Annotated in this window: 12 protein-coding genes; 6 read left to right on the plus strand and 6 right to left on the minus strand. The window is 56.4% G+C overall.

Translation table 11 applies throughout. From position 1 onward, the window contains the following. Positions 1-140: 140 nt before the first annotated feature. The 6 genes from BXP70_RS24450 to galA all read left to right on the plus strand — a co-directional run bounded on the left by BXP70_RS24450 (position 141) and on the right by galA (position 11,844). Positions 141-2,774 (plus strand): beta-mannosidase, encoded by a 2,634-nt coding sequence (locus BXP70_RS24450; protein WP_086596756.1) that lies wholly within the window; start codon positions 141-143, stop codon positions 2,772-2,774. Between the two features lie 53 nt (positions 2,775-2,827). Then, on the plus strand, positions 2,828-5,260 hold the full coding sequence (locus BXP70_RS24455) for a beta-glucosidase (RefSeq protein ID WP_086596757.1): 2,433 nt from the start codon (positions 2,828-2,830) through the stop codon (positions 5,258-5,260). A gap of 58 nt (positions 5,261-5,318) precedes the next feature. Next, a complete protein-coding gene (locus BXP70_RS24460; protein ID WP_245849739.1) occupies positions 5,319-6,803 on the plus strand; it encodes a sialate O-acetylesterase in 1,485 nt (494 codons plus the stop codon). A 28-nt stretch (positions 6,804-6,831) separates the two neighbouring features. Beyond that, complete coding sequence (locus tag BXP70_RS24465) at positions 6,832-7,896, plus strand: SGNH/GDSL hydrolase family protein (RefSeq protein ID WP_086596758.1); 1,065 nt, start codon at positions 6,832-6,834, stop codon at positions 7,894-7,896. Between the two features lie 81 nt (positions 7,897-7,977). Further along, positions 7,978-8,937, plus strand: a complete 960-nt coding sequence (locus tag BXP70_RS24470; RefSeq protein WP_086596759.1) for an ROK family protein — start codon at positions 7,978-7,980, stop codon at positions 8,935-8,937. Between the two features lie 129 nt (positions 8,938-9,066). Further along, on the plus strand, positions 9,067-11,844 hold the full coding sequence (gene galA / locus BXP70_RS24475; RefSeq protein WP_086596760.1) for a beta-galactosidase GalA: 2,778 nt from the start codon (positions 9,067-9,069) through the stop codon (positions 11,842-11,844). Between the two features lie 473 nt (positions 11,845-12,317). On the opposite strand, the gene BXP70_RS24480 is transcribed toward galA, so the two are convergent. The 6 genes from BXP70_RS24480 to BXP70_RS24505 form a co-directional block, all read right to left on the minus strand. Beyond that, positions 12,318-14,273 (minus strand): glycoside hydrolase, encoded by a 1,956-nt coding sequence (locus BXP70_RS24480; RefSeq protein ID WP_143436665.1) that lies wholly within the window; start codon positions 14,271-14,273, stop codon positions 12,318-12,320. Between the two features lie 159 nt (positions 14,274-14,432). Then, complete coding sequence (locus BXP70_RS24485; RefSeq protein ID WP_086596767.1) at positions 14,433-15,662, minus strand: glycoside hydrolase family 27 protein; 1,230 nt, start codon at positions 15,660-15,662, stop codon at positions 14,433-14,435. A 70-nt stretch (positions 15,663-15,732) separates the two neighbouring features. Further along, positions 15,733-16,857, minus strand: a complete 1,125-nt coding sequence (locus BXP70_RS24490) for a glycan-binding surface protein (protein WP_086596762.1) — start codon at positions 16,855-16,857, stop codon at positions 15,733-15,735. A gap of 90 nt (positions 16,858-16,947) precedes the next feature. After that, complete coding sequence (locus tag BXP70_RS24495) at positions 16,948-18,642, minus strand: RagB/SusD family nutrient uptake outer membrane protein (RefSeq protein ID WP_086596763.1); 1,695 nt, start codon at positions 18,640-18,642, stop codon at positions 16,948-16,950. A 28-nt stretch (positions 18,643-18,670) separates the two neighbouring features. Then, entirely contained in the window at positions 18,671-21,871 is a 3,201-nt protein-coding gene (locus BXP70_RS24500) for a SusC/RagA family TonB-linked outer membrane protein (RefSeq protein ID WP_086596764.1), read from the minus strand. Positions 21,872-23,578: 1,707 nt separating this feature from the next. Beyond that, a partial coding sequence (locus BXP70_RS24505; protein ID WP_179197816.1) for an aldo/keto reductase occupies positions 23,579-23,994 on the minus strand: 416 nt, incomplete at its 5' end.

Below are 23,994 nucleotides of genomic sequence, written 5' to 3' on the forward strand. Positions count from 1 at the left end.
ACCATCTGTTGGGCTTGCACCCGGGCGCACTCAGCAACCGCTCCTGATGCGGCTGTTGAGTGCGCCCGGTTGCAAGCCCAACAGATGGTGAGCGATGCCTCCTACCCTTTCCTCCACCCTGGCTCTCTGTTTCTTCATTTGTGCGTTCATTTTCTACCATTTTTCTAGGTTTCGCGAGCCTACTGTCTTTGCTCTTCACAGAGCCAGCAGCGGCGCAGCCGGCCGCGGCAGCTTCTAGCGCAGCTAGTAGTAAAACCGTTCAGCCCATTCTCACGGGCTGGCGCTTTCGCCAAGCAGGTAAAGACAACTGGGCTCCAGCGGTTGTTCCCGGCTGCGTACACACCGACCTATTGGCTACCAAGCAGATTGAAGACCCGCTGTACCGCGACAATGAAATGAAGCTTCAGTGGATAGGCCACACTGACTGGGACTACGAAACGACCTTCGACGTGACGCCGGCCATGCTCCAGCGTCAGCACTTAGAGTTGGTCTTTAAGGGCCTCGACACCTACGCGGACGTCACGCTTAATGGCCAAGCCATTCTGCACACCGACAATATGTTTCGGGAGTGGCGTGCAGAGGCCAAACCCCAGCTAAAGGCCGGGGCCAACCACCTGCTGGTGCACTTCCGCTCACCGCTGAATGAGGTAGCCGGCCTGCCCCAGAAGTACGGCTACAACCTGTTTGCCATCAACGACGAACAGGCCATGGGCATCGTTGGCGAGAAGGGGCCGGTGCTAAGCCCTTACACCCGCAAGGCGCCCTACCACTACGGATGGGACTGGGGACCTAGGTTTGTTACCTCTGGTATCTGGCAGCCGGTGCAACTCGAAGTTTGGGACGCGGCTAAGATCACCGATTTTCACGTAGTGCAGCGTCAGCTGAGCCCACAGACTGCGCAACTCAACCTAGTTGTGACGTACGAGGGAGCGGCGGCCGCCAGTGGCCCGGCAACCTTGCTCGTTGAAACGACCGGCCCCGACGGGCAGCCTGGCCCTCGGATAGAGCAGGCCGTCACCTTGCAACCCAATCGCCACGACGTAACGGCTGATTTGCGCTTGCCTAACCCAAAGCTATGGTACCCAGCCGGCTACGGCGCCCAGCCACTTTACTCCTTTAAGGCCCACCTACTACAAAACGGCAAGCCCCTCGACGACGCACGTACCCGCATCGGCCTGCGCACCGTGGAGCTGCGCCGCGAGAAGGACGCTTACGGCAAATCCTTCGAGTTTGTGGTCAATGGCATTCCAATTTTTGCCAAAGGCGTGAACTGGATTCCGGCCGATATTTTTCAGACGCGCGTGACGCCGACCCGCTACCATAAGTTGCTGCAAGCCGCCAAGGATTGCAATATGAACATGGTGCGCGTGTGGGGCGGTGGCATCTACGAGAACCAATATTTTTACGATACCTGCGACGAAATGGGCTTGCTGGTGTGGCAGGACTTCCTATTTGCCTGCTCCTTCTACCCCGGCGACCAACCCTTTTTGGATAACGTGCGGGAGGAAGTCACCTACCAAGTGCGCCGCCTGCGCGACCACCCAAGCATTGCTATTTGGGTAGGCAACAATGAAAATGAGGTAGCCTGGCAGCAATGGGGCGTGCCCGAAAAAATGGGCTCGCACAAGCTGGAAGTGTGGAGCAACTACCTCAAGCTCTACCGCGACCTAATTCCGACGGTATTACATGAGCAAGACCCAGCCCGCCCGTATTGGTCTTCAAGCCCCTCGTCCGACTTCGAAGACATGGCCGGCTCACAAACCAACGGCGACATGCACTACTGGGACGTATGGGGCGGCACCGCGCCCATCTCAGACTACGAAAAGCAGGTGCCTCGCTTCATGAGCGAGTACGGCTTCCAGTCATTCCCAGAGCTGAAATCGGTGGCGCAGTTTACCGTGCCCGCCGACCACGACATTGCCTCACCGGTGATGAAGGAACACCAGCGCAGCGCCGTCGGGAACCCGCGCCTGAAGGAGTACCTGCTGCGCGATTACAAAGAACCCAAGGACTTCGCTTCCTTTTTGTATGTGAGCCAAGTACTGCAAGCCCAAGCAATTAAGCTGAGCGCCGAACACCTGCGCCGCAGCCGCCCCCGCACCATGGGCTCTATGTACTGGCAACTCGACGACTGCTGGGGTGTGGCTTCGTGGTCGTCTATCGACTACTACGGCCGCTGGAAAGCGCTGCAATACTATGCCAAACGGTTCTACGCGCCAGTGCTGGTAAGCCCCCACGAGGAGGGCGACAACGTGCGCTTCTACGTAGTATCAGACCGCACGACAGCGACGCCAGCCAGCCTGCAAGTGCGCCTGCTTGACCTTAACGGTAAGGTGTTGTATCAGCAGGCTACCCCGCTGCAAGTAGCGCCGCTGGCTAGCCAGGTGTACCTCGATATTCCGAAAGCCAAGCTGCTCAAAAGCCATGACGCCAACCGCGTGGTGCTAAGCTGTGAGCTGACGGCCAACGGTCAGACGCTCTCGAGCAACACGCATTATTTCGCCCTACCCAAGAAAATGGCGCTGCCAAAAGCTAACATCACAGCCACTTGGCAACAAAGCAGTGACAGCACCTACCAGGTAACACTCGTGAGCAAGACCCTCGCTCGCGAAGTGTGGTTGTCACTAAGCCAAGGCGACGGCTTCTTCGAGGACAACTATTTCGACTTACTGCCCGGCCAGACCAAAACCCTGACCTTCAAAGGCGAAGGGGCTGCCTCACTCACCGAGTTACGCAAGCGCTTGGTAGTGCGCACCCTAGCCGACGCTTTCTAAAGCACTTATCGACCTACCTAGGTAGCCTTTCCAACTTCTTTATACTCTTGTCAATGCCCGCTCGCTTCGCCGCCGCTCACCTCAAAAAGCTACGATCATTCAGCCACCGCGCCGTGCCAGCATTCGTCGGGGCAGCGGCTTTGTTGGCGGCTTGTCAGCGCACGGGCCTCACTCTGCCGGCTGCCACTGCTCGCACGCCGGCAACCAGCTCGTCGGTGGGCACCCCAGCGGCCCCGCAGTGGAGCCCACGCGTGGCAAAGCTGCTGCGGGAAATGACGCTGGAGGAGAAAATTGGGCAGATGACCCAGTTGACCAACGCCGCCATCAACCACACGGGCGAGCAGAAAGACGTGAGCCTCGACTCGGCGAAGCTGGTGCCTTTTGTCCGCGAATATGGGGTAGGCTCTTTTCTGAACGGCGAGGCGGTGCCGCCGACGCAGTGGCTGCGCACGCTCACAGCCTTGCAACGCATTGCCATGCGCGAGTCGCGGCTGCACATCCCCATTATCTATGGCATCGACCATATGCACGGGGCGAGCTACGTGAGTGGGGCGGCCATTTTTCCGCATAACATCAACCTAGGGGCGACCTTCAACCCCGAGTTTGCTCGCCAAGAGGCCCGCGCCACGGTGATGGAATCGGCTGACCTAGGGCACATTTGGGTATTTGCGCCCGTGCTCGACCTAGGGCTGAACGTGTACTGGCCGCGCTTCTACGAAACCTACGGCGAAGACCCGCTGGTGGCCGCGGAGCTAGGTGCCGCCTATGTGACCGAATTACAAAGCAACAAAGACATTTTGCCCTATAAGGTGGCCGCTTGCGCCAAACACTTCATCGGGTATTCCGACCCGCGCAACGGCTGGGACCGCACAAACGCACTCATCCCCGACCAGCGTTTGCAGGAGTTTTTCCGACCCTCGTTTCAAGCCGCCATTGATGCGGGTATTAAGTCGGTGATGGTGAACAGCGGCGAAATTAATGGCGAGCCAGTGCACTCATCGCGCAAGATTCTGACTGACCTGCTGCGCACGCAAATGGGCTTCAAGGGCGTAGCCGTGACCGACTGGCAGGATATTCTGCGCTTGGTGACAGTGCAAAAAACCGAGCCCAACGAGAAGGAAGCCACGTTCCGGTGCATTGACGCCGGCATTGATATGGCCATGACGCCCTACAACACCAATTTCTGCCGCATCGTGAAAGAGCTGGTGCAGGAAGGCCGTCTCACCGAGGAGCGCATCAACCTCTCGGCTGGGCGGGTGCTGCAAATGAAAGACGAGCTAGGTATGTTCGACAACCCGTTGCCCCGCGCCGACCGCCTCAGCCGCATTGGGGCCCCCGAGCATAAGCAGCATGCCTTAGAAGCAGCTCGGGAGTCGGTGGTTCTGCTCAAAAATGAGAAAAACACCTTACCCCTATCCCCTACCAAAATAAAGCGCCTGCTGGTAGTCGGCCCTGCCGCCGATTCCAAAGCCAACCTCGCGGGCGGCTGGACCCTAGCTTGGCAGGGCCGCGCCGAGGCTCAATACCCAGCCGAGGTGCTTACCCTTTACACGGCTCTGAAGCGCGAATATCCTAACGCCCAGGTCGAAACCATACCTTACCAAGATGCCACCGGTAAGCTGCAACTAACTAGCGTAGCGGCCGCTGCCCGCCGTGCCGATGCCGTGGTGCTAGCCTTGGGCGAACGACCGTACGCCGAAGGCCTAGGTAACATCAACGACCTGACGCTGCCCGACGACCAGCAACAGCTGGTGCGCACGGCTCAGGGCGCGGGTAAGCCCACGGTACTCGTCATGATTGGCGGACGGCCAAACATTATCCGGCCGGTAGCCGAGCGCTCAGAAGCCATTCTGTGGGGCGGCCTGCCGGGTTTCGGGGGCGGTCAGGCCATTGCCGAAATCATCAGTGGCAAGGTGAACCCTAGCGGCCGCCTCCCCTTCACCTACCCGCAGGCGGCCGGGCATATTGCCAACTACCACCACGACAATAACGAGAACAGCCTAGAGCTGAGCGACTTCGGGGTTGGCTTCGAGAACCGGGGCGGCAAGGCCAAAAGCACCATGCTTACGGAATATGGCTCCGGGCTGAGCTACACCACTTTCCGCTACAGCAACCTGCAACTCGCCGACTCCGTGCTGACCGGCGACAAGCCAGTGCAAGCCACCGTGCGCGTGACCAATACCGGTTCGCTTCCTGGCAAAGAAGCCGTGCTCTGGTTCCTGACCGATGAAGTAGGCCGCATCACGCGCCCCGTGCGCTTGCTGAAGCACTTTGAGAAACAGCAGTTTCAGCCCGGCGAAAGCAGGGAGCTAACCTTCACTATTCGGCCTCAAGAATCCTTGAGCTACCCCGCTGCCGACGGCCGACGCCTACTCGAAGATGGGTTTTTCACTTTGCGCGTGGGCGACCAACAGCGCCGCTTTCGCTACGCCGGAACGACGACGGCAGCGGTTCCGCCGACCCACAAGTCAGCGGACAGAAAGTAGTTCTCATACTAAGCAGACCTAGGTTGCTTAGCACCAATCGTCCGTCTTTTCCCGATTTATGTACCTCAGCCTTCCTAAGAAACTATCGGTAATGCTGCTGGCCGCCGGCCTAGGTACTGGCCGGCTGGCTCATGCTACCGTGCGCTTACCGGCACTCGTCGGCAACCATATGGTCGTGCAGCGCGATGTGCCAGTACCCGTATGGGGCTGGGCTGGGCCCGGCGAGCAGGTGGCAGTCACGTTCCGGGGACACAGCTACCCGGCCACGCCGAACGCTGCGGGGCGGTGGCAGGTAGCCTTACCCGCTACGCCAGCTGGTGGGCCGTATACGATTACCATTAAAGGACAGAACACGCTTACGGTGGAAGATGTGCTGGTAGGCGACGTATGGCTAGCCTCGGGGCAGTCGAATATGGAACTACCACTGCGCGACAAAAACGCGCCTGCTCCCGGTGCTTATCCCCTTATTCTGAATGCTGAACAGGAAGTAGCCATGGCTGACTTTCCGCAGATCCGGCAGTTTACGGTAAAGAAAGTGGTGGCGTATCAGCCCCAAACCCAGAACGAGGGCCACAGTTGGCAGGTGTGCAGCCCCACTACGGCCAGCAGCTTCTCGGCCGTGGCATACTTCTTTGCCCGCGACTTATACCAGCGCTACCACGTGCCTATTGGAATAATAAGCAGCCCGTGGGGCGGCACGCCAGCCGAAGCCTGGGTGAGTACCGAAAGCCTTCAGCAACTTCCTGACTTTCAAGCTTCAGTAGACGCTTTGGCGCAGCGCTCTACTGCGCCAGAGAAGGATGCTCAGAACACCCCTACTGTGCTCTACAACGGTATGATTGCGCCCCTGCAACCCTACGCCCTGAAGGGTGTTATCTGGTACCAGGGCGAAAGCAACACGGGTCGGGGAGCCCAGTATCGCACGCTATTTCCGGCCCTTATTCGCGACTGGCGCGACCATTGGGGGAGTAACTTGCCCTTCTTGTTTGTGCAGCTTGCCAACTTCACCAAAGCCCTCCCGCTGCCAGGCCCTTCTGACTGGGCCGAGGTGCGCGAAGCCCAAGCGCAGGCCTTGGCCTTACCCCACACCGGCATGGCCGTGGCTATCGACCTAGGTGACCCCGACGACATCCACCCCGCCAACAAACAGGACGTTGGGCACCGCTTAGCCCTGGTAGCGCGCCAAGTGGCGTATGGCGACAAGAAGGTAGTAGCCGCGGGCCCTACCTTCCAACGTATGCGTGTGAACGGTAATCAGGTACAGTTGACGTTTGGTAATACCGGCACGGGCCTGATGCTGAGAAGCGGCACCACGACGCTTAGCGGCTTTGCCGTGGCCGGGGCCGACGGGCAATTTCACTGGGCCGCCGCTACGCTCGCCGGCCCGGCCGAGGTGGTGCTGACCTGCGCGGCCGTGCCTGCTCCGGTGGCCGTTCGCTACAGCTGGGCCAATAATCCGCTCGGCAACCTGTACAACCGCGAGGGCCTCCCCGCAGTGCCTTTCCGAACTGATACGCCAATGGCCGCGGCTAGTCGACCCTAGCCCTACCCTGCTCTTCCCTTCTTCTTATATGAAATACGTCTCCGCTTTACTGCTACTGACGCTGTCCTTGCCAGTTAGCGCAGGAGCTAAGCCCAAGCCTACCATCTTCTATCCTGCCGATAATCAGCATATTCAGTACACCGGTCGCATCGATTTTAGCGACGCTAAAAAGCCTCGCTGCTGGGCGCCCGGGGCATACTTCACCGCCCGATTTGCGGGGCCATCCTGCGCAGTAGTCGTCAACGACGAAATGCTGTGGGGCAAGCACAACTACTTAGAAGTGGTCGTGGATGGCAAGCCGTCGCGCCTTCTCTTGACGGGCAAGGAAAACACGGTGACCGTAGCCGAGAATCTGCCGGGTAAGGTCCATACGCTCACGGTGTGCAAGAACACTGAATCGAACATAGGCTACCTAGAGTTTGTGGGTCTGCGCTGCGCCAAGCTACTCCCCCCACCAGCTCGGCCCACGCGGCGCATTGAGTTCATCGGCAACTCTATTACCTGCGGAACGGGCAGTGATGAGTCGGTTGTGCCCTGCGGCAAGGGGCAATGGCATGATCAGCACAACGCCTACCAGGCCTATGGCCCTACCACCGCCCGCACCCTAGGTGCCGAGTGGCAGCTCACCGCCGTGTCGGGCATCGGTCTGATGCACAGCTGTTGTGATCTGCCGCTAGTCATGCCCCAGGTATTCGACAAAATTAATCTGCGTGAGAACCTGCTGCCGTGGGATTTCAGCCGCTACCAGCCCGATGTAGTTACCGTTTGCCTAGGCCAAAACGACGGCGTGCAGGATTCGACTACGTTTTGCCGCAATTACCTGTCATTTCTTCAAACCCTGCGCCGGCGCTACCCCAAGGCGCAGCTGGTGTGCCTCACTAGCCCCATGGCCGACGCCCGGCTAACGGCCGTGTTGCGGCGCTACCTGACTGGCGTAGTTGCCCAAGCCAACGCGGCGGGCGATGCAGCCGTGCGTAAGTTTTTCTTCTCGCGCAGCTATACCAGCGGCTGCGACAGCCACCCGAGCCTAGCTGAGCACCAGCTAATTGCAGCTGAGCTCACGGCTTTCCTAAAGAGCACCCTAGGGTGGTAAACAGGGCTGGCTTTTTCCTTTTTCAACCGTAGGAGTCGACGCTTTCTGGACGGCTCTACCGCTACAACTAACATTCACGATATGTCACACTTCAACCAACAGCACAACCTATGGGGTCTTGACCTAGGCGGCACCAAAATAGAGGGCGTCATCCTGAAGTCAGCCCAAGAACCTGAGGTCTTATTCCGGCACCGCGTACCGACTGGAACAACCCACGGCTACGACCACATCCTGGGCCAGGTAGCCCAGTTGGTGCAGCACCTGGAGGCCGCCGCCGGTTACCGCGCGGAGCAGGTAGGCATTGGCACGCCGGGCACAACCATTCCGAAATCGGGGCTCATGAAAAACTGTAACGCGACCGTGCTCAACGGCCAGCCAGTGCGCGCCGACTTAGAGCAGCTGCTAGGTATGCGAGTAGTTATGGCCAACGATGCCAACTGCTTTGCCCTCGCCGAGACCCGCTTAGGTGTAGTAAAAGAACGCTTTCCCGAGGCGAAAGTGGTATTCGGCATCATCCTCGGCACGGGCGTAGGGGGCGGTCTAGTCGTGAATGGGCAAATTCTCGAGGGCTACCACGGCATTGCCGGCGAGTGGGGCCACAACTACCTAAGTGCGGCAGAAGGCGACCTTTGTTTCTGTGGTAAAACGGGCTGCAACGAAAGCATTTTGGCAGGCCCCTCATTAGAGCGATATTACGCCCGCCACAGCGAGCAGCCGCGCAACTTGCCGGAAATAGTGGAACGCGCCACTCATGGCCACGACGCCGTTGCGACTCAAACTATAGAGCGCCTCACCAGCTTTTTCGGACTCGCGCTCAGCAACGTAATCAACCTGCTCGATCCCGATGTGATTGTGATTGGAGGCGGAGTAGGCAATATTGACTACCTCTACGAAGCAGGTGTGGCCAGCATTCAGCAACACATTTTCGACCATCAATTTGAGGCGCCGATAGTCAAACCACTTTTAGGTGACAGCGCGGGCGTGTTTGGCGCTGCTTACCTGGTTGCGGAGCCCATTCCGGTCCAGGCGGACGTAGCCTGATTTAAACTGTAGGCTGTAGCATTAGTCATCTCCATGATCTTGCGGAATTTTCTCTCTATTAATTTGCTGTGCTGGGCGCAATTTTCCTTCGCGCAAGCCCCACCTGAACCAGGTAGAGAGCGGTATTCAATGGATGCTCACTGGCGCTTTGCGTTGGGGCACCCCTTCGACACCAACCAGGACTTTACCAACGGCACTAGCTACTTCTCCTACTTCGCTAAAGCAGGTTACGGCGACGGAGCAGCAAGTTCCACATTCGATGACCGGGCCTGGCGCCAGCTCGATTTGCCGCACGACTGGGCCGTCGAGCTGCCATTTGACAGCACTGCCCAGCACAGCCACGGCTACAAAGCCACTGGCCGTAACTTTCCAGCGACCAGCGTGGGGTGGTATCGCAAAACGTTTACTATCCCGGCTACCGATCTTGGGCGGCAGCTGGCGCTAGAGTTTGATGGCGTGTACCGCAACTCGAAGGTATGGGTGAACGGCCACTACCTCGGCACCGAACCCAGCGGCTATAACAGCTTCCGCTACGACATCACCGACTACCTCAACTACGGCGGCCGAAACGTGGTGGCCGTGCGGGCAGATGCCACCATGCCCGAAGGCTGGTTTTACGAGGGAGCGGGCATTTACCGGCACGTATGGCTCACCAAAACCAACCCCGTCCACGTCGCCCCCAACGGTACGTGGGTCACGGCCCGGGTAGCCGCCACGACGGCCGATGTCACGGCCCGGGTTAACCTTCTGAACGACGGAAAGAAGACGCAAACTTGCGCGGTTACGCAAACCATCCTCGACGCCCAAGGCCGCGTGGTAGCCAGCAAAAAACAGGAGGCCGTATCTCTGTCGCCGTTTCAGCCGCGGGAAATCGCGCTGCAATTGCTAGTCGCCGATGCGATACTGTGGAATTTGGAAGCGCCTTACCTGTATACGCTGCGCACGACCGTTGTTGTAAGCAACCAGGAAGTGGACCGTTACGACACGCCGTTTGGTATTCGTACCATCCGGTTTGATGCCAAAGAAGGTTTTTTCCTGAATGGCAAGCCCGTAAAATTGAAGGGTACCAACAACCATCAAGACCACGCCGGGGTAGGCACAGCCCTACCCGATGAGTTGCAGTATTTCCGCATTAAGGCGCTGAAGGCTATGGGCTCGAACGCCTACCGCTGCTCGCACCACCCGCCCACGCCCGAACTACTGGCGGCCTGCGACCAACTCGGCATGCTGGTGATTGACGAGAACCGCTTGATGGGCACCAATTATCAAATGCAGGAAGACTTGCGCGACATGATCCTGCGCGACCGTAACCACCCGAGCATCATTAGCTGGTCGATTGGCAACGAGGAATGGGGCATTGAGAACAGTGTTATAGGCGCGCGCATTGCCACCACCATGCAGGCCTACGTGCATAGCCTGGATTCAACGCGGCTCTGCACGGCTGGTATCAGCGGCGGTTTTCGGAGCGGCATTTCGGATGTGGTGGAAGTGATGGGCTACAACTACCTAGGCAACGGCGACGTTGACGCGCACCATCGGCGGTTTCCCGAGCAGCCGGGCATGGGCACCGAAGAAGGCTCCACGTTTGCCACCCGCGGCGAGTACGCAACCGACGCGCGAAAGCACTACGCCGCCGCCTACGACCAAAAGCCCCGGCCATCTTTCTACAGCATTGAGGAAGGATGGCGCTTCTACGCCGAGCGGCCCTACCTGGCCGGCATGTTTATCTGGACGGGCTTCGATTACCGCGGGGAAGCCACGCCTTACTTGTGGCCGTCGGTTACGTCCTACTTCGGCATGATGGACTTGTGCGGCTTCCCGAAGGATAACGTGTACTACCTCCGGTCGTGGTGGAGTCAGCAGCCCACCCTGCACCTGCTGCCGCACTGGAACTGGCCAGGCCGCGAGGGCCAGCCCATAGCGGTGTGGGCTTATAGCAATTGTGACGAAGTAGAGCTTTTTCTAAACAAAAAGAGCCTAGGCAAACAGGCCGTGCCGCGGAACTCCCACGTGGCCTGGAACGTCAACTACGCGCCGGGCACGCTGGAAGCTTACGGTTACAAAAACGGCCGCCAGACGCTGCATGAGGTCGTAAAAACGACAGATCAAGCCGCTGTTATTCAGTTGACTCCGCATAAAGCGGCACTCAAAGCCGACGGGCAGGATCTGGCGGTGGTGACGGTGGCCGTCGCCGACCGTGGCAACCTCACCGTACCAACCGCTAACGAGCAAATCACCTTTTCCGTGACTGGCCCCGCCAAGATTATCGGCGTTGGCAACGGAGATCCTACTTCGCTGGAAAAGGAGAAGTTCGTGGAAGATATTCAGAAGGTAGCTATTCAAGGATTGCAGGAAACGCCCGTTTCTGGTTTAGCGGAGGGCGTAGCGGCGAGAAGGCAGAATCAATCAGCGGCTTGGCAACCCGCCTTCGTGAAGCGCGACTACAAAAATTTGGCTGCCGCTTACCGCCACCAAGGCAGCTTCGAGTTGCCAGCCGATTTTGTCAACGCCCAAGTGACGTTCTTCTACAATAGCATTGGCAAGGAGCAATACCTTTATATCAACGGACAAGAACTCGCCACAGACCTGAAGCAAAGTGCGGAAGGCAACGTAATTCGTCTGGCACCTAGCCTGTTAAAGCCAGGTCATAATACCATCGAGATAGTGGCGACTCCCCTGACGAAGGAACACGATTGGGATGTAGTGAACACCAACCCCGGTACCATCCAGGTGCTTACCCCGGCGGCTCCCTGGAAACGGAAGACGTTTAATGGCCTAGCCCAAGTGCTGATTCAAACTACCAAAGAGCCCGGCACAGTCACCCTCACCGCCACCGCAAAAGGCTTAAAAACGGCTACGCTCAAGTTGAAAGCCGAAAAAGCAGCAGCTCGCCCCGCAGTGCTTTAACCGGGAGCCTGATCTACTCTCGGCTGAGAAGCTGACTAAGCTAACAGGAAGGGCCCATGCTGCACTTGTCGCAGCATGGGCCCTTTCTCGTTATCCCACTTAGTTCTAAAAGTTATTTCGCTGGTTTATTCACTTTAGCTTGTAGCGCCTCCCGCGGGGCGGGGCTAGGTCAAGGGCGCGTACCGGTTGATAGCAATTTCGTTGGACGAATGGTATCATTTAGCATCGTACCAGGCCCGCGGCCATGCCAGCGCTGTGCCGGTAGGCTGCGAGGCGTTAGCTGCCAAGCTGTGTAATCGTGTAATCGGAGTATCCGGCCAAGCGGCTTCAAGGCTCCACATAGCTAGGTAGTAGTGACGCTGATATACGTTGTGTAGTCCTTCAGAGCAGCCGGTGCTACGCCCTCGTGCACCATGAGCCTATATCACCAGTTTGTACCGGTACTGTCATGCTCCATCCGGTAGTTGCGAAGCTTATTTAGTACTCAAGGTAGTATAGGTGCCGGCCTCCAGCGTAAACTGTGCCGAACCTTTTTTCACCACTACAGCCTTACCTTTCTGCATGGAGCGGGCCTTGTCGGTGGTGTAAACCTGCAGCTCTTTCACCGTTTCGGGCACGCCAGTGAGCGTTACGCGGCGAGTAGCCCCGTTGTTGACGAGGTGCACCGCGTATTTGCCTTCCTGGATGTTGCCCAGCGCAGCAGCGGATACGTTAGGCCGGTCGGCGGTGATGGGCAGGGCCACCACGTTTTTAGGGGTAGCCGCTAATTGCTTCAGGTTCCAGAAACGTTGCGTAGGTCGCAGCGGCGTGTTGTCGCCGAAGATGCCACCTCCCGCCATGGGCGAGTAGTCGGCCGTGAGCTGCCACTGTAGGATAGTGAGCGGCTGACACACGGCCAGCAGCCGCATATACAAGCTGATTTCTTCCAGCGCATAAGTCGGCTCCAAAAAGATAGCTGGGTAGCCCCACGCCTGCGCGTCGATACTGCCCTCGCCCACAATCAGGGGGAGTTGGAGCTGCTTGGCCGCCGCCGACCACTTTTGCAGGGTTTCGGTTTCCCAACCTCGCCACGAGTGAAACGACACAGCCCCAATGTAAGGATGCGTGCTGGCATCTTGCAGGGCAGGCGTCATGAACTCGTAGCTAGTAGCGTCAGAATTGTCACCTAGCATCAGCTTGGTTTTCAGGCCCCGGCTGACGAAGTAGGCACCTAGCTCCTTGATGAGCTGGGCATGTTCCTGACCAGTCTGGCGGATGTTAATACCTAAGTCCGACTCGTTGAAGGAAAACAGCGCCACATCCACGGCGTACTGGTCTTTGAGGTACTGAATGTAGTCGGCAATGGATTTATAACTTGCCTGTAAGTTGTTCGTGTTTAGCGGGTTGCCCCACTTGCCGTCCGGTCCGGGCCCGCTGCCGCGAGCGGGGGTGCCCACCACGGCCCAAGCCGGCGCCGACCAAGCCGAGAGAATAATGGGAATACCCTGCTTACTGAGCTTCTGCGCCATTTCCATCGACTCGCGCACGTGCGGGTGCAGCTTACCCTGCCGGGCCGCGGTCGTGGGGTCTTGGTCTTGAGCAGGCTGCCATAGCTGCCAGGGCATCTCTACCCGACTCCAGGCCACGCGCATGTTTTGCAGCGAGTAGTCGATTACCTGCGGGTCGGTTTTGGGGTTTTGCAAGCGAAAATTTCCCCCGAAGCCGGCAAACGGGCGGCCGGGTTGCGCCGGGTTCAGCGTTAGCTTAACAGGGGCCCGGTCGATACTGCCAGTGGCTTGAACGGTGAAGGTTTTTTGCGCCGTTTGGCCCCGCTGCACACTACCCGTCAGTAAGGGCAGGTAGAACCGATAGTGCAGCCCCTCCTTGTCTTGTTCCTGCTTCAGTTCTACAGGCATTGGCTCGCCGAAGGTAATGGTGAGCTGCCGGGTAGGAGCCGTGAGGCGAATGCTGCTGGCGGGGCTGCTTGGTAGCTTGAGGCTGCCGAGCGTGCCCTTCGTTAGCACCGTGCCATTGGCATCCCGTACCTCTACCGTGCTGCTGGCTGGGTAGGCAGCAACGGGAGGCTGCACGCTAAAGTACACACCGCTGCTGTTGGGCATGCTGTTGCGGGCCGTGAGCTGTACCTGCACGCGGGCCTTGCCCGGCCCGGCATCTTGCACAGTCTCCACGAAATCGAGGCTGTCTAGCTGGGTGGTGACGAGTTGCCGGGTACCTTCCCGCGTGTACTTGGGGCGTTGGCGCTCCTTGCCGGTTTCGGTTACGTGGCCATCCGTTTTCACGAGGCGTAGGCTCGTCTCAACCTCTAGTAGCTGCCCATCGGTACGAATGCCGGTAAGATTGCCCCAAGGAGCCAATTCCACCTGGGCGGCCGCTTTTTGCGCGGCGGTGCCTAGTAGTAGCAAGTTGGTTGTCAGTAATACTTTCCACATACGCGGACTAGCGGGTAAATACTTGCGCACCATGCTATCTGTTTTATGTTGTTTTGGTTGATTATTCGTGAGTCAAGTAGTCAAGAGCAGGGATGGAAGCAGAAAAAGCAGCCTGGCGAAGTCGCTGGCTGCTTTTTCTGTAATTCACTCATGCACTGACTACTGCGTTAGCATCAATAGCACCACGTCGTGGGCGGGCACGGTAGTGGCAAAGGCTTTTTTGGTGGTACCCACATCCTTTTTCATCCACAGGTTGCGGACTTTGTAGGTGGTTTTGGCCGCGTTCAATTCCTGCTTCGATAGGTCGTCGGTGATGGGCGTAGTTTTCCAGTCGAAGCGAACGGGTTGTGGCCGGCGGCTGCGGTTAAGGAACGTGACGGCCCATTTTCCACCTTCCAACGGTTTCAACCAGGTTTCCAGGCTGTCTTTGCTGGCGTACTTGAATCCCTGGACCCCTAGCTTGTCTTGGTTCACGGCGAGCACCTCACGGTTGGTGAGGATGTCGGTCGTTTCTTTGCTCATCTTGCGCAGATCATTGCCCGTAATGAGGGGCGCCGCCAGCATCGACCAGAGGGTAAAGTGCGCCCGATCTTCGTTGGCGGGCATGCCGTTACCGACTTCTAGCATGTCGGGGTCATTCCAGTGGCCAGGGCCGGCGTACTGGCGCAGTCCCTCCTGCTTGTCTACAATCTGCATCACCCCCCACGACTTCCACGTGCCGTGGTCCTCGATGCAGTCGAAACAGTTATAGATGTCGCCGGTGGTGCGCCACAGGTGCCCTACCGATTGCCCCCAAGTCCAGGGCTTATCGTTACCCCACTCGCAGATACTGAGCACCATGGGCCGGCCGGCCTTGCGCAGCGCCGCCGTGATGGTTTTATAGGCTCCTTCGGCTTTCAGGCCTTCCGTGTTGCACCAGTCGTATTTCAGGTAGTCGATTCCCCAGCTCGCATACTGTTGCGCATCTTGAAACTCGTAGCCCCGGCTGCCGGGCTTGCCCCCGCACGTTTGGGAGCCCGCATCGGAGTAGATACCTAGCTTTAAGCCCTTGCTGTGCACGTAATCGGCCAAGGCCTTCATGCCCGAGGGAAAGCGCTTGGCATCGGGCTGGATGAACCCCTGCGCGTCCCGCTCGCCGTGCCAGCAGTCGTCGAGGTTGATGTAAGTGTAGCCCGCGTCCTTCATGCCACTGCTTACCAGGGCATCAGCCACTTCCTTAATTAATTTCTCGTCAACGTTGCAGGCAAACTTGTTCCAGCTGTTCCAGCCCATGGGCGGTGTTAGGGCTAGGTTGTCAAATTTCTTATAGTTCTGCGTGTAGTTGTTGCCTTGACCAAAGCCTGAAAACGAGAAAGCCAGGCCAAGAAGAAAGAGTGCTGTTTTTTTCATTGAACGGTTGAAGTGCTTGTCCCACAGAAGCAAGTAGGCCAAAGCAGCACAGTGTTATTTTTGTTCGATCTTACCCTTTGGGTACAATTCGGAAGTTGTCGAAGGCGATGTCAGCATCCAGAGCGCCGTCGCCGTGGAAGATGAACTTGAACTCGTGTTGCGCCTTAGACGCTAGCAAAGGCGTATTGATGAAGCTCTTCAGGTCAATGCTCATCGTGCTCCATTTACCCCTCGTATTGAATGGCGCAACCGGCTTCCAGATGTAGGTATTCACCTTATCAGCGTTGCCATCAATCATAAACTTGATAGCATTGGTGCTGAAGGGCTTCACCGTATTCACCTCAAACTTCAATACATAGCCAGCCGGATTAGCGACCACATCATTCGAAATAGCTAGGTTGGTAGCCGAAAACTCGGTCCACTCCCAGGCTGCTATCGTTTTGTTGACGCGTAGGTATTTGCCATTGATCGGGCCGGGAGTAGCCGCCGTTGTGATGTAGGTATCAGCTCCCCACACGCTCCCGCCCGTATCGTAGCTGAAGATCATGTTTCGATCATCCTTGTACTGGCCCGGTACGTCGCGCGTCACGTTGTTAGCATCCACAACTTTCACTGTAGCGCCTTTTGCCGCCGAAGCCGGCACTATGAAATACGCCGAGTCGGCCGTGGTCTTCGTGATGGGTAGCGCAGTACCGGCCCAGAGCACTTTGCCAGTTTCCGGCGTGATGCCGTACAGGTCTAGGTTTTGGCCGACAATAGCCATTCGCTGCCCTGCTGGCGTGTATTCATTGCTCATCCCAGCTATTACCAGGGGCGGAATAGAGAGTGTGTACGTTGTTTCAGCCGAGCCACCGGCCGTAACCAAACTGATTTTGTTGTTCACTTCTTTGGGAATTGCGCGTGGCACGCGCACCGTAATTTCGGTGGGCGTGATGTACGCATCCTCAAGGCTAGCTTCTACGTCGTTGAAGACGATTTTCTGCACGTTGCAGAAGTTGCTGCCCTGAATGATAATCCAATCGGCGAGGCTGCCTTTGGCGATAGACGCAGTGCGGTCGGTGGCGCTGCTGACCTGCGTAATGGCTGGCGTACCGCCACAGACGTTGTCATCGTCCTTCTTGCAAGAAGAGAACGACAACGCGCCGGCGAGCAAGGCCAAGGTACCTAGCTTGCTAAAATGAGTATAAGAGTTCATTGCTGTTTCCGTGTGAGGTGTGAGAAGCGGTCCTCCCCTGCTTTCCCGAGAGTCAATAGGATGAGGCGAAAGCAGGGAAAGACCTAGGTATTACCAGCCAGGATTGTTGCCACCGATGAGCTTGTTGGCGTTGACTTCCGAAATCGGGATGGGGAACAGCAAGTGCTTCTGTTGCCGACGCTTAATCACGTTGTTCTCGTCAATGTCGATGGCGTTCATCACGGGCAGGTAGATGCCCCAGCGGATCAAATCCCAACGCCGGTCGCCTTCCAGGGCTAGCTCCCGGCGGCGCTCTTCCAGCACGAAGGAGCGGAACTGTTGTTGGTTTAAGGTGCCCACCTCCGAAGCTCCATTGCGGCGGCGAATCTGGTTCACGGCGCTTCTCGCTGCGCCCGTCGGGCCGTTACTTACTTCGTTATCGGCTTCGGCGAAGATCAGCAGCACGTCGGGGTAGCGCAGCAGCGGGAAGTGGAAGTCGCCGAGGGTAACTGTGTTCTTGCTCACCGCTTCAAACTTGCGTAGCCGACCGATACGGCCATCATCCAAGGCCGATACGTCGGTGGGCAGGTAGCCGTACTTGGCACGTTTAGCCACGGCGGCAGGGCTATTATCCACGCCTTTTACAACCGAGCTGTCGCTGAGCGGGTAGTAGTGAAACTGGGTGTTGCTCCACATCTTCCAGCGGTGCAGCACCCCATCGGTGATGCGCTGGTCGTTTTCCTCGAAGTTGCGGTACCACTGATAAGAAGTGCCAATCCAGCCGCCTTCCAGCTGGTCGGCCTTGCTAGGATCGATGCGGCCGCGACGAAACAGGGAGATTTCGTTGCCGAAATCAGGATTTTCGGAAATGCTCTGCAACGCCCAGATATGCTCGCCGCGGTTGCGGTTGGCTACGGTCCACACCTCGGCGTGCGAAGGGAACAGGAAGTACTCGCCGCTGCTTATCACTTCTTGTGCCTTATCGCGAGCGAGCTTGAAGTACTCAGCCGAGTTCAGCCCTTCCAGGCCCGCTACTACGGTTTTGGTGTGCGTAATGGCCTGGGGCGCCAGCAATACCTTCTTGCCGCCGACCAACTGAAAGGCTTTACCACCCCTGACGGTCACCTGGCCGCCAGGCAGAGAGCCCGACGCCATGGTGAGGTACACTTTGGCGAGCAGGCTGCTGGCCGCGCCTTTGCTGGGCCGACCTAGCTCGTAGCCCGCATCCTTGGTCGACTTTAGGTTGGCTTCGGCTAGCTTCAAGTTATCGATGACAATGGCGTACACATCCTTCACCGGCACGCGCGGCTGCTGCGGCTCGGCGCCTTCCGTTACGGCCTTTTCGAATACGGGAACCGCCCCGTATGCCCTCACCAGTAGAAAATATGCCCACCCACGCAGGAAGTACAGCTGACCGAGCGCATTTTGCTTGGCGGCCGCGTCGGCCGTGCTCATGGCGTTGATCTGCGAGATGCCAAAGTTGCAGCGGTGAATCAGCGTGTAAGGACCGTTCCAGCCGGTGTCGATACCCCAGTAGGATTGGTAGTTGCCGGCACCTACGTCGCCGAACGCCCAGCTAGGTCCGGTGGCGTCATCGGAGTCATAATCCCACAGGTTAGGGAATGGGCCATAGCGAAACATAGAGCCCGAAGCCAGGGCGTTCAGCGCCCCGTTGGCTACGAATACGGGGTCCGTTACTTGGTCGGGGGTAACAAAGTCCAGGGGCTTTTCTTTCAGAAAGTCCGTGCAAGCCGTGGTAGCGAGCGAAGCGGCGAAGAAAAGGGCAAGTAGTTGTATCTTTTTCATCTGACGAGAGACTACTTTTCTGATTAGGTTAGAAGCCTGCGCTTACCCCTAGGGTGTAAGTGCGGCTATTCGGGTAGGAGTTCATGTCGACGCCCCGGCGAGAAGCGTCGCTGCCGAAGGCGTTGACGTCCGGATCAAACCACTTGTAGTCCGTGAAGGTCAGCACGTTGCTCACGCTGGCGTACACGTTGATGACGTCGATGAAAGAAGCAGGCTTCTTGAAGGAGTACCCCACGTTGATGTTCTTCAGGCGCACGTAGGAGCCATCTTGCACCAAGCGGTTCGACAAGCGCGGCTGGCGCGTATCGGCGGCCAGTGCTTTGGGCCAGGTGGCATTAGCAGCGTTTTCGGGGGTCCAGCGGCCGTCGTACACGAACTGTGGCAAGTTGGCCACCTTGCCCATCCGAATCTGATACAGGTTGGTGTTCACGATGTCGTTGCCCTGCACGCCCTGCACGAACACGCTCAGGTTTAAATTGCGGTAGCTGAAGTTGTTCGTGATGCCGAAGTTGTAGTCAGGGTTCGTGTTGCCGATGATCTGGCGGTCTTTGGCCGTAATGGCGGGATCTTCGTCGAAGTTTTTGTACTTAATCTCGCCGATCATCATGCGCTGCACCGCTTCCGACTGACCAGCGTAGTTCGGGTCGGCTACCACTTCGGCTAGGTTGTCGTAGAAGCCATCTTCCACGAAGCCGTACACCGTCCCGATGGGCTGGCCATTGCGCTGCAGGAAGAAGTTGTCGAAGTTGTTGTAGAGGCTACCGGCAAATTGGTCGCCGGGCAGGTCGAGCATCCGGTTCCGGTTGAAGGAGATGTTGGCATTGATGCCCCAGTTGAACCTAGGTGTGGTTACTAACTGACCAATTCCAGAGATTTCCAAGCCCTTGTTTTCAACGGTACCGAAGTTGGTGAGCTGCGTGGTAAAACCTGTGCTGTTCGGAATCTGGATAGGCTGCAGCAGGTCGTGGGTTTTCTTCTTGTAGACATCCACCGTCACGGTGAAGCGGTTTTGCATAAAGCCCATATCTACACCCGCGTTGAACTGATCCGTGGTTTCCCACCGCAAGTTCACATCAGCTGGTCCGCGCCACGTCACGTCAGCATAGCCCGGCTGTAGCGCGCCGTTGATGGGGTAAGCCGAGAAAGCAAACATTGGCAGGGAGCGGTAAGAGCCAATCCCTTGGTTACCAGTTTGCCCGTAACCAGCCCGGAACTTCAGGGTGCTGAAGAGGTTCAAATCCTGGACGAAGGTTTCGTCTCCGGCATTCCAGGCGAGAGCGAAAGAGGCGAAGTTTGCGTACTTGTTTTTCGTGGTGAAGCGGCTGGAACCATCGCGGCGGAACGAAGCCGTAGCTAGGTATTTGCCCTTGTAGCTGTAGTTTAAGCGGCCCAGCATGGAGAACAAGCCGTTCTCAGATTTGCCGCTGCCGAGGGTTTTCTGGTTGAGCCCCGCCCCGATGTTGTTGTTCTGCAATAGGTCGTCGGGGAAGCCGCGCACCGACATATTCCGGTAGTAGGAGTAGCCGGTTTCCCTCGTAACGCCTACCACTGCGTTCACGCTATGATCTTGGTGGAAGGTGCGGTTAAAGTTCAGAATAGACTCCAGCGTAATGCCGCGCCACGTGTCGTCAGAAGAGTACGCGTAGCCGTTGGTGGTGCGCGCTTCCTGCAAGCGCCGGTTGTAGTACACTTCGCGGTTATTCACATTGTAGTTTACCCCTAGGTTCTGGCGGAATGAGAGGTAATCGGTGAACTTGAGCAGCGCGTACGTCGAGGAGTAGATGCCCGTGGAGTGGGTCTGGTCCTTGGCCGTGCGAGTGTAGTTGTAGGGGTTAGCCGCAGCGTACCAAGAAGTTGCATCCTCCCGTGCCTTCGACTCGGGTGAGGAAATCGGATACGTGGGCGGAAAGAACAGCGCCGAGCTGATAATGCTAGCCTCGTTACCGTTGGAGTTGGTCTTACCTAGCTTATAGTCCGTGAACGTGATGTTGTTGCTAGTACCTAGCTCAATCCACTTGTGCACTTTCCGCACAATGTTAGCCTGCAAACCATAGCGCTTAAAGCCGGAGTTAACGATAATACCTTGCTGATCAAGCATGTTACCCGATACCGAGTAAGTGCCTTTGTCGCTGCCACCCGACATGCGCAACGTATAGTCCTTGGTGATGGCACGGCGAAAAATCTGCTTTTGCCAGTCAGTGCCCTTAAAGCCAGCTGGGTACGAGTCGCCAGCCGTTCCATTTAGGAAGTCTTCGGGTGCAGGCAAATAGGTCGAATCCCCGATAGTCGGGTCAAAGCCACGAGTGCCGGGAAAAGGCAGTGTGGCAGGCGTATAGCCGTTGTACCTCTCGGCATTCAACTGAGCTTCGTTCTGGAATTGGGCATACTGATAAGCATTAAGCACCTTCACCTGCCGCGAAATTTCTGAGATGCTGGTGTTGGCCACAACCTCAATCCGATCCTTATCGGATTTGCCCTTTTTGGTGGTAATCAGCACCACGCCATTGGCCCCACGCGAGCCGTAGATAGCAGTAGCCGAAGCATCCTTCAGGATTTCCATTGACTCAATATCCTGCGGGTTAATGTAGGATAGAGCATTTGTGGACTGCCCAGTACCACCCGATGGGTTGGCCCCACCAGTGGAAGAACCCGTAGCCGAAGGCGAGGTAAACGGAATACCGTCAATAACATACAGTGGCTCGCTGCCTGTAAAAGAGTTTGCCCCGCGGATGGTCAGGCTAATGCCCGCGCCGGGAGCCCCGTCGCTGCGGTTCACTTGCACGCCCGCCACTTGCCCTTGCAGGCCCTGGTTGATGCTAGTGGGGATGGTCTTGAGCAAGTCTTCCGTCTTCACGGTGGCCACAGCACCTGTTACATCGCTCCGCTTCACCGAGCCGTAGCCAATAACCACGACTTCTTCCAAAGCCTTCTGGTCAGCTTTCAACTGCACGTTCAGCGTGGTGCGACCTTTCGCTGGCAGTTCCATGGTTTCGTAGCCGATATAGGAGAAGATCAGCGTAGCGTCAGCATTAGGGAGATTTATGGAATAAGAGCCATCACCTCCCGATGTGGTGCCATTGGTAGTGCCTTTCACAACGATGCTAACACCAGGCAGCCCCTCCCCTTTTGAGGCATCTGTGACAACACCTTTCAGCGTGCTCTGCGCCCATAGATCTAATGACATCAGCATCAATGCCATTAGCAGGGAAAGTGGTAAAGATTTCTTCATGGGAAGTAAAGAATAATGGTGGGAATACTTTAGTGGAACAGCTGTGCAGGGAGCAGCACAACAGGTTGGTTCGTTCTACTTACCTCAGGTGAGCACGGGGTACTCTGAACTCAATAGTTAGATGTTGGAAGTTGCTTAGTTACACCAGTCGAGCTACTTCAGAATTGCTGCGAGGCAGACGATTCCTGCTGTAGCATAGTATCAGGCTGCTAAGAGCAAAGGAGATGAAGCTCCTTCCAACGAGGAAATCAGTTACAATCTTCAATAAGCCCTTGTATAACACTTGCTTACGATTCAAACAATGTATTTTACAGAGAGCTTTTTTTCCTTTTTATAGACAAAGAGGACAACATTCTGCAAGAGGCTTAGAAAACGTTTGCAGTGAATTTTTCAGAAAGCTAAATCGATTCAGTGAGGGGCCCAAATAGGCTAAATCCTCCCTTTTGATAGGATGAATGACCTTGTGTGTGCAAAAAGTACAATCCCACTTACACAGGTATATAAGGAGCATCTATTTTTAAGAAAAAGTACAATTTTATTAGTGATATTTTTATGCGCTTTTGAGTGGTAATAATTACGTGAAATAACAAAATTTTATACATTATTAAATCTATAATGACTCTACCCCAACTAGCAGCTAAAGTGACTACAAGAATCACAAAAGCACTTGCTCTCAACATCTCTAAAGAAACAGACATCGGTCAATTTTCTTACTTCATTCCACTCATTTACAGTATTTTACATATCAAAAAAACAACTATAACCAATGCATTAACAATATGTGAAACAATGGTTGCTGAGGTGAGATGATTCAACTTTTAATGCTTGGCAAACTATTTTGCTTCCTACTACTAGTGCTGCTTTTAACAAGGCGAACCTAGCTAATACTATTTTTCATAATATGATACTATTTTAACACTTAATACACGAATGAAATACAAATATTAGAAAGTGAACTATTTATTATCGTGCTCGGCAACTACCTTTATTTACCATAGCTTAAGATGTGTTCTTAGCTCGTCAATGGTTGACAGGCCTACTTTGTAAATGAGGTAGCAAGGCAACCACTTTGCTTAAGGTTGAGCATCTATGGTTGGATTCGGCAGTAGTTGCGTCAGCTTGTTGTAGCTACTGAGATTGATGACCGCACGTGGCACAACCATCATTAGTCTTAGGCTGACGGTATTCTCCAACAACTACGCGCTGCAGGTACTAGGCTATAACATTCTGCTCTACACAGCCTTTCCCAAGAAAGGGCAGCTACGTACCTCCTTTCCTCATTTGCATGGGCCTCCTGTCTCGCTTCACCTTTTTGCTCATGGTGGTCATGAGCCTGCTAGGTTCTGTCATTAACTGCTGACTCTCATCGCTACTTCTCGCCTGATAGCTAGGAGATATACGGCACGTGGGTGTCCGGCTGGCCGGCTCCGAAGCGCTCAGACTTAAGCAGTAGCACGCAGGATGACACGGCTAGTAGTGCCTGTAGTTTACGACAGCACGCTGCACACAATCTGGCTACTCACCCGCAGGTACAAAGACATTTCTCGGGTTAGCAGATCGCCGCGGGCTACTCCGCTTACCGCTAGTTTGGCTACATGGTAGTAAGTACTTTCTTTATCGCCATTCTGTGCAATGGCTTAATCAGGGGCATTCACTTGCTACCAACTCAGTAGTCTTTGCGAAAAAGGAGAAAGTAAACCAAGCAGTTCAAGTGGCTAGAATCGCTTCTATCTGCGTTAATTCGGCTGCATCAAACCGCGTGTTGTCCAAGCTGCGGAGCGAGTCGAGTAGCTGCGCAGGTCGGCTGGCTCCGATGAGCACGGAGGTTACGCGCTCATCTTTCAGGATCCAAGCCAGCGCCATTTGAGCGAGGCTTTGCCCGCGCGCCTGGGCTAGGTCGTTGAGCTGACCAATCTGACGCAGGCGCGCCGGGGTGAGCTGGCTTTCCTTCAGAAAGCCAACTCCCTTGGCCACCCGCGAGTCATTCGGGATGCCGTGCAGGTACTTATCGGTGAGCAGGCCCTGGGCGAGCGGCGAGAAGGGGATGCAGCCCACACCTTCTTGCCCTACTAAGTCGAGCAGGCCGTTTTCTACCCAGCGCTCAAACAGGGAGTACTTCGGCT

The organism is Hymenobacter crusticola (assembly GCF_002154225.1).
Classification (GTDB): Bacteria; Bacteroidota; Bacteroidia; order Cytophagales; family Hymenobacteraceae; genus Hymenobacter; species Hymenobacter crusticola.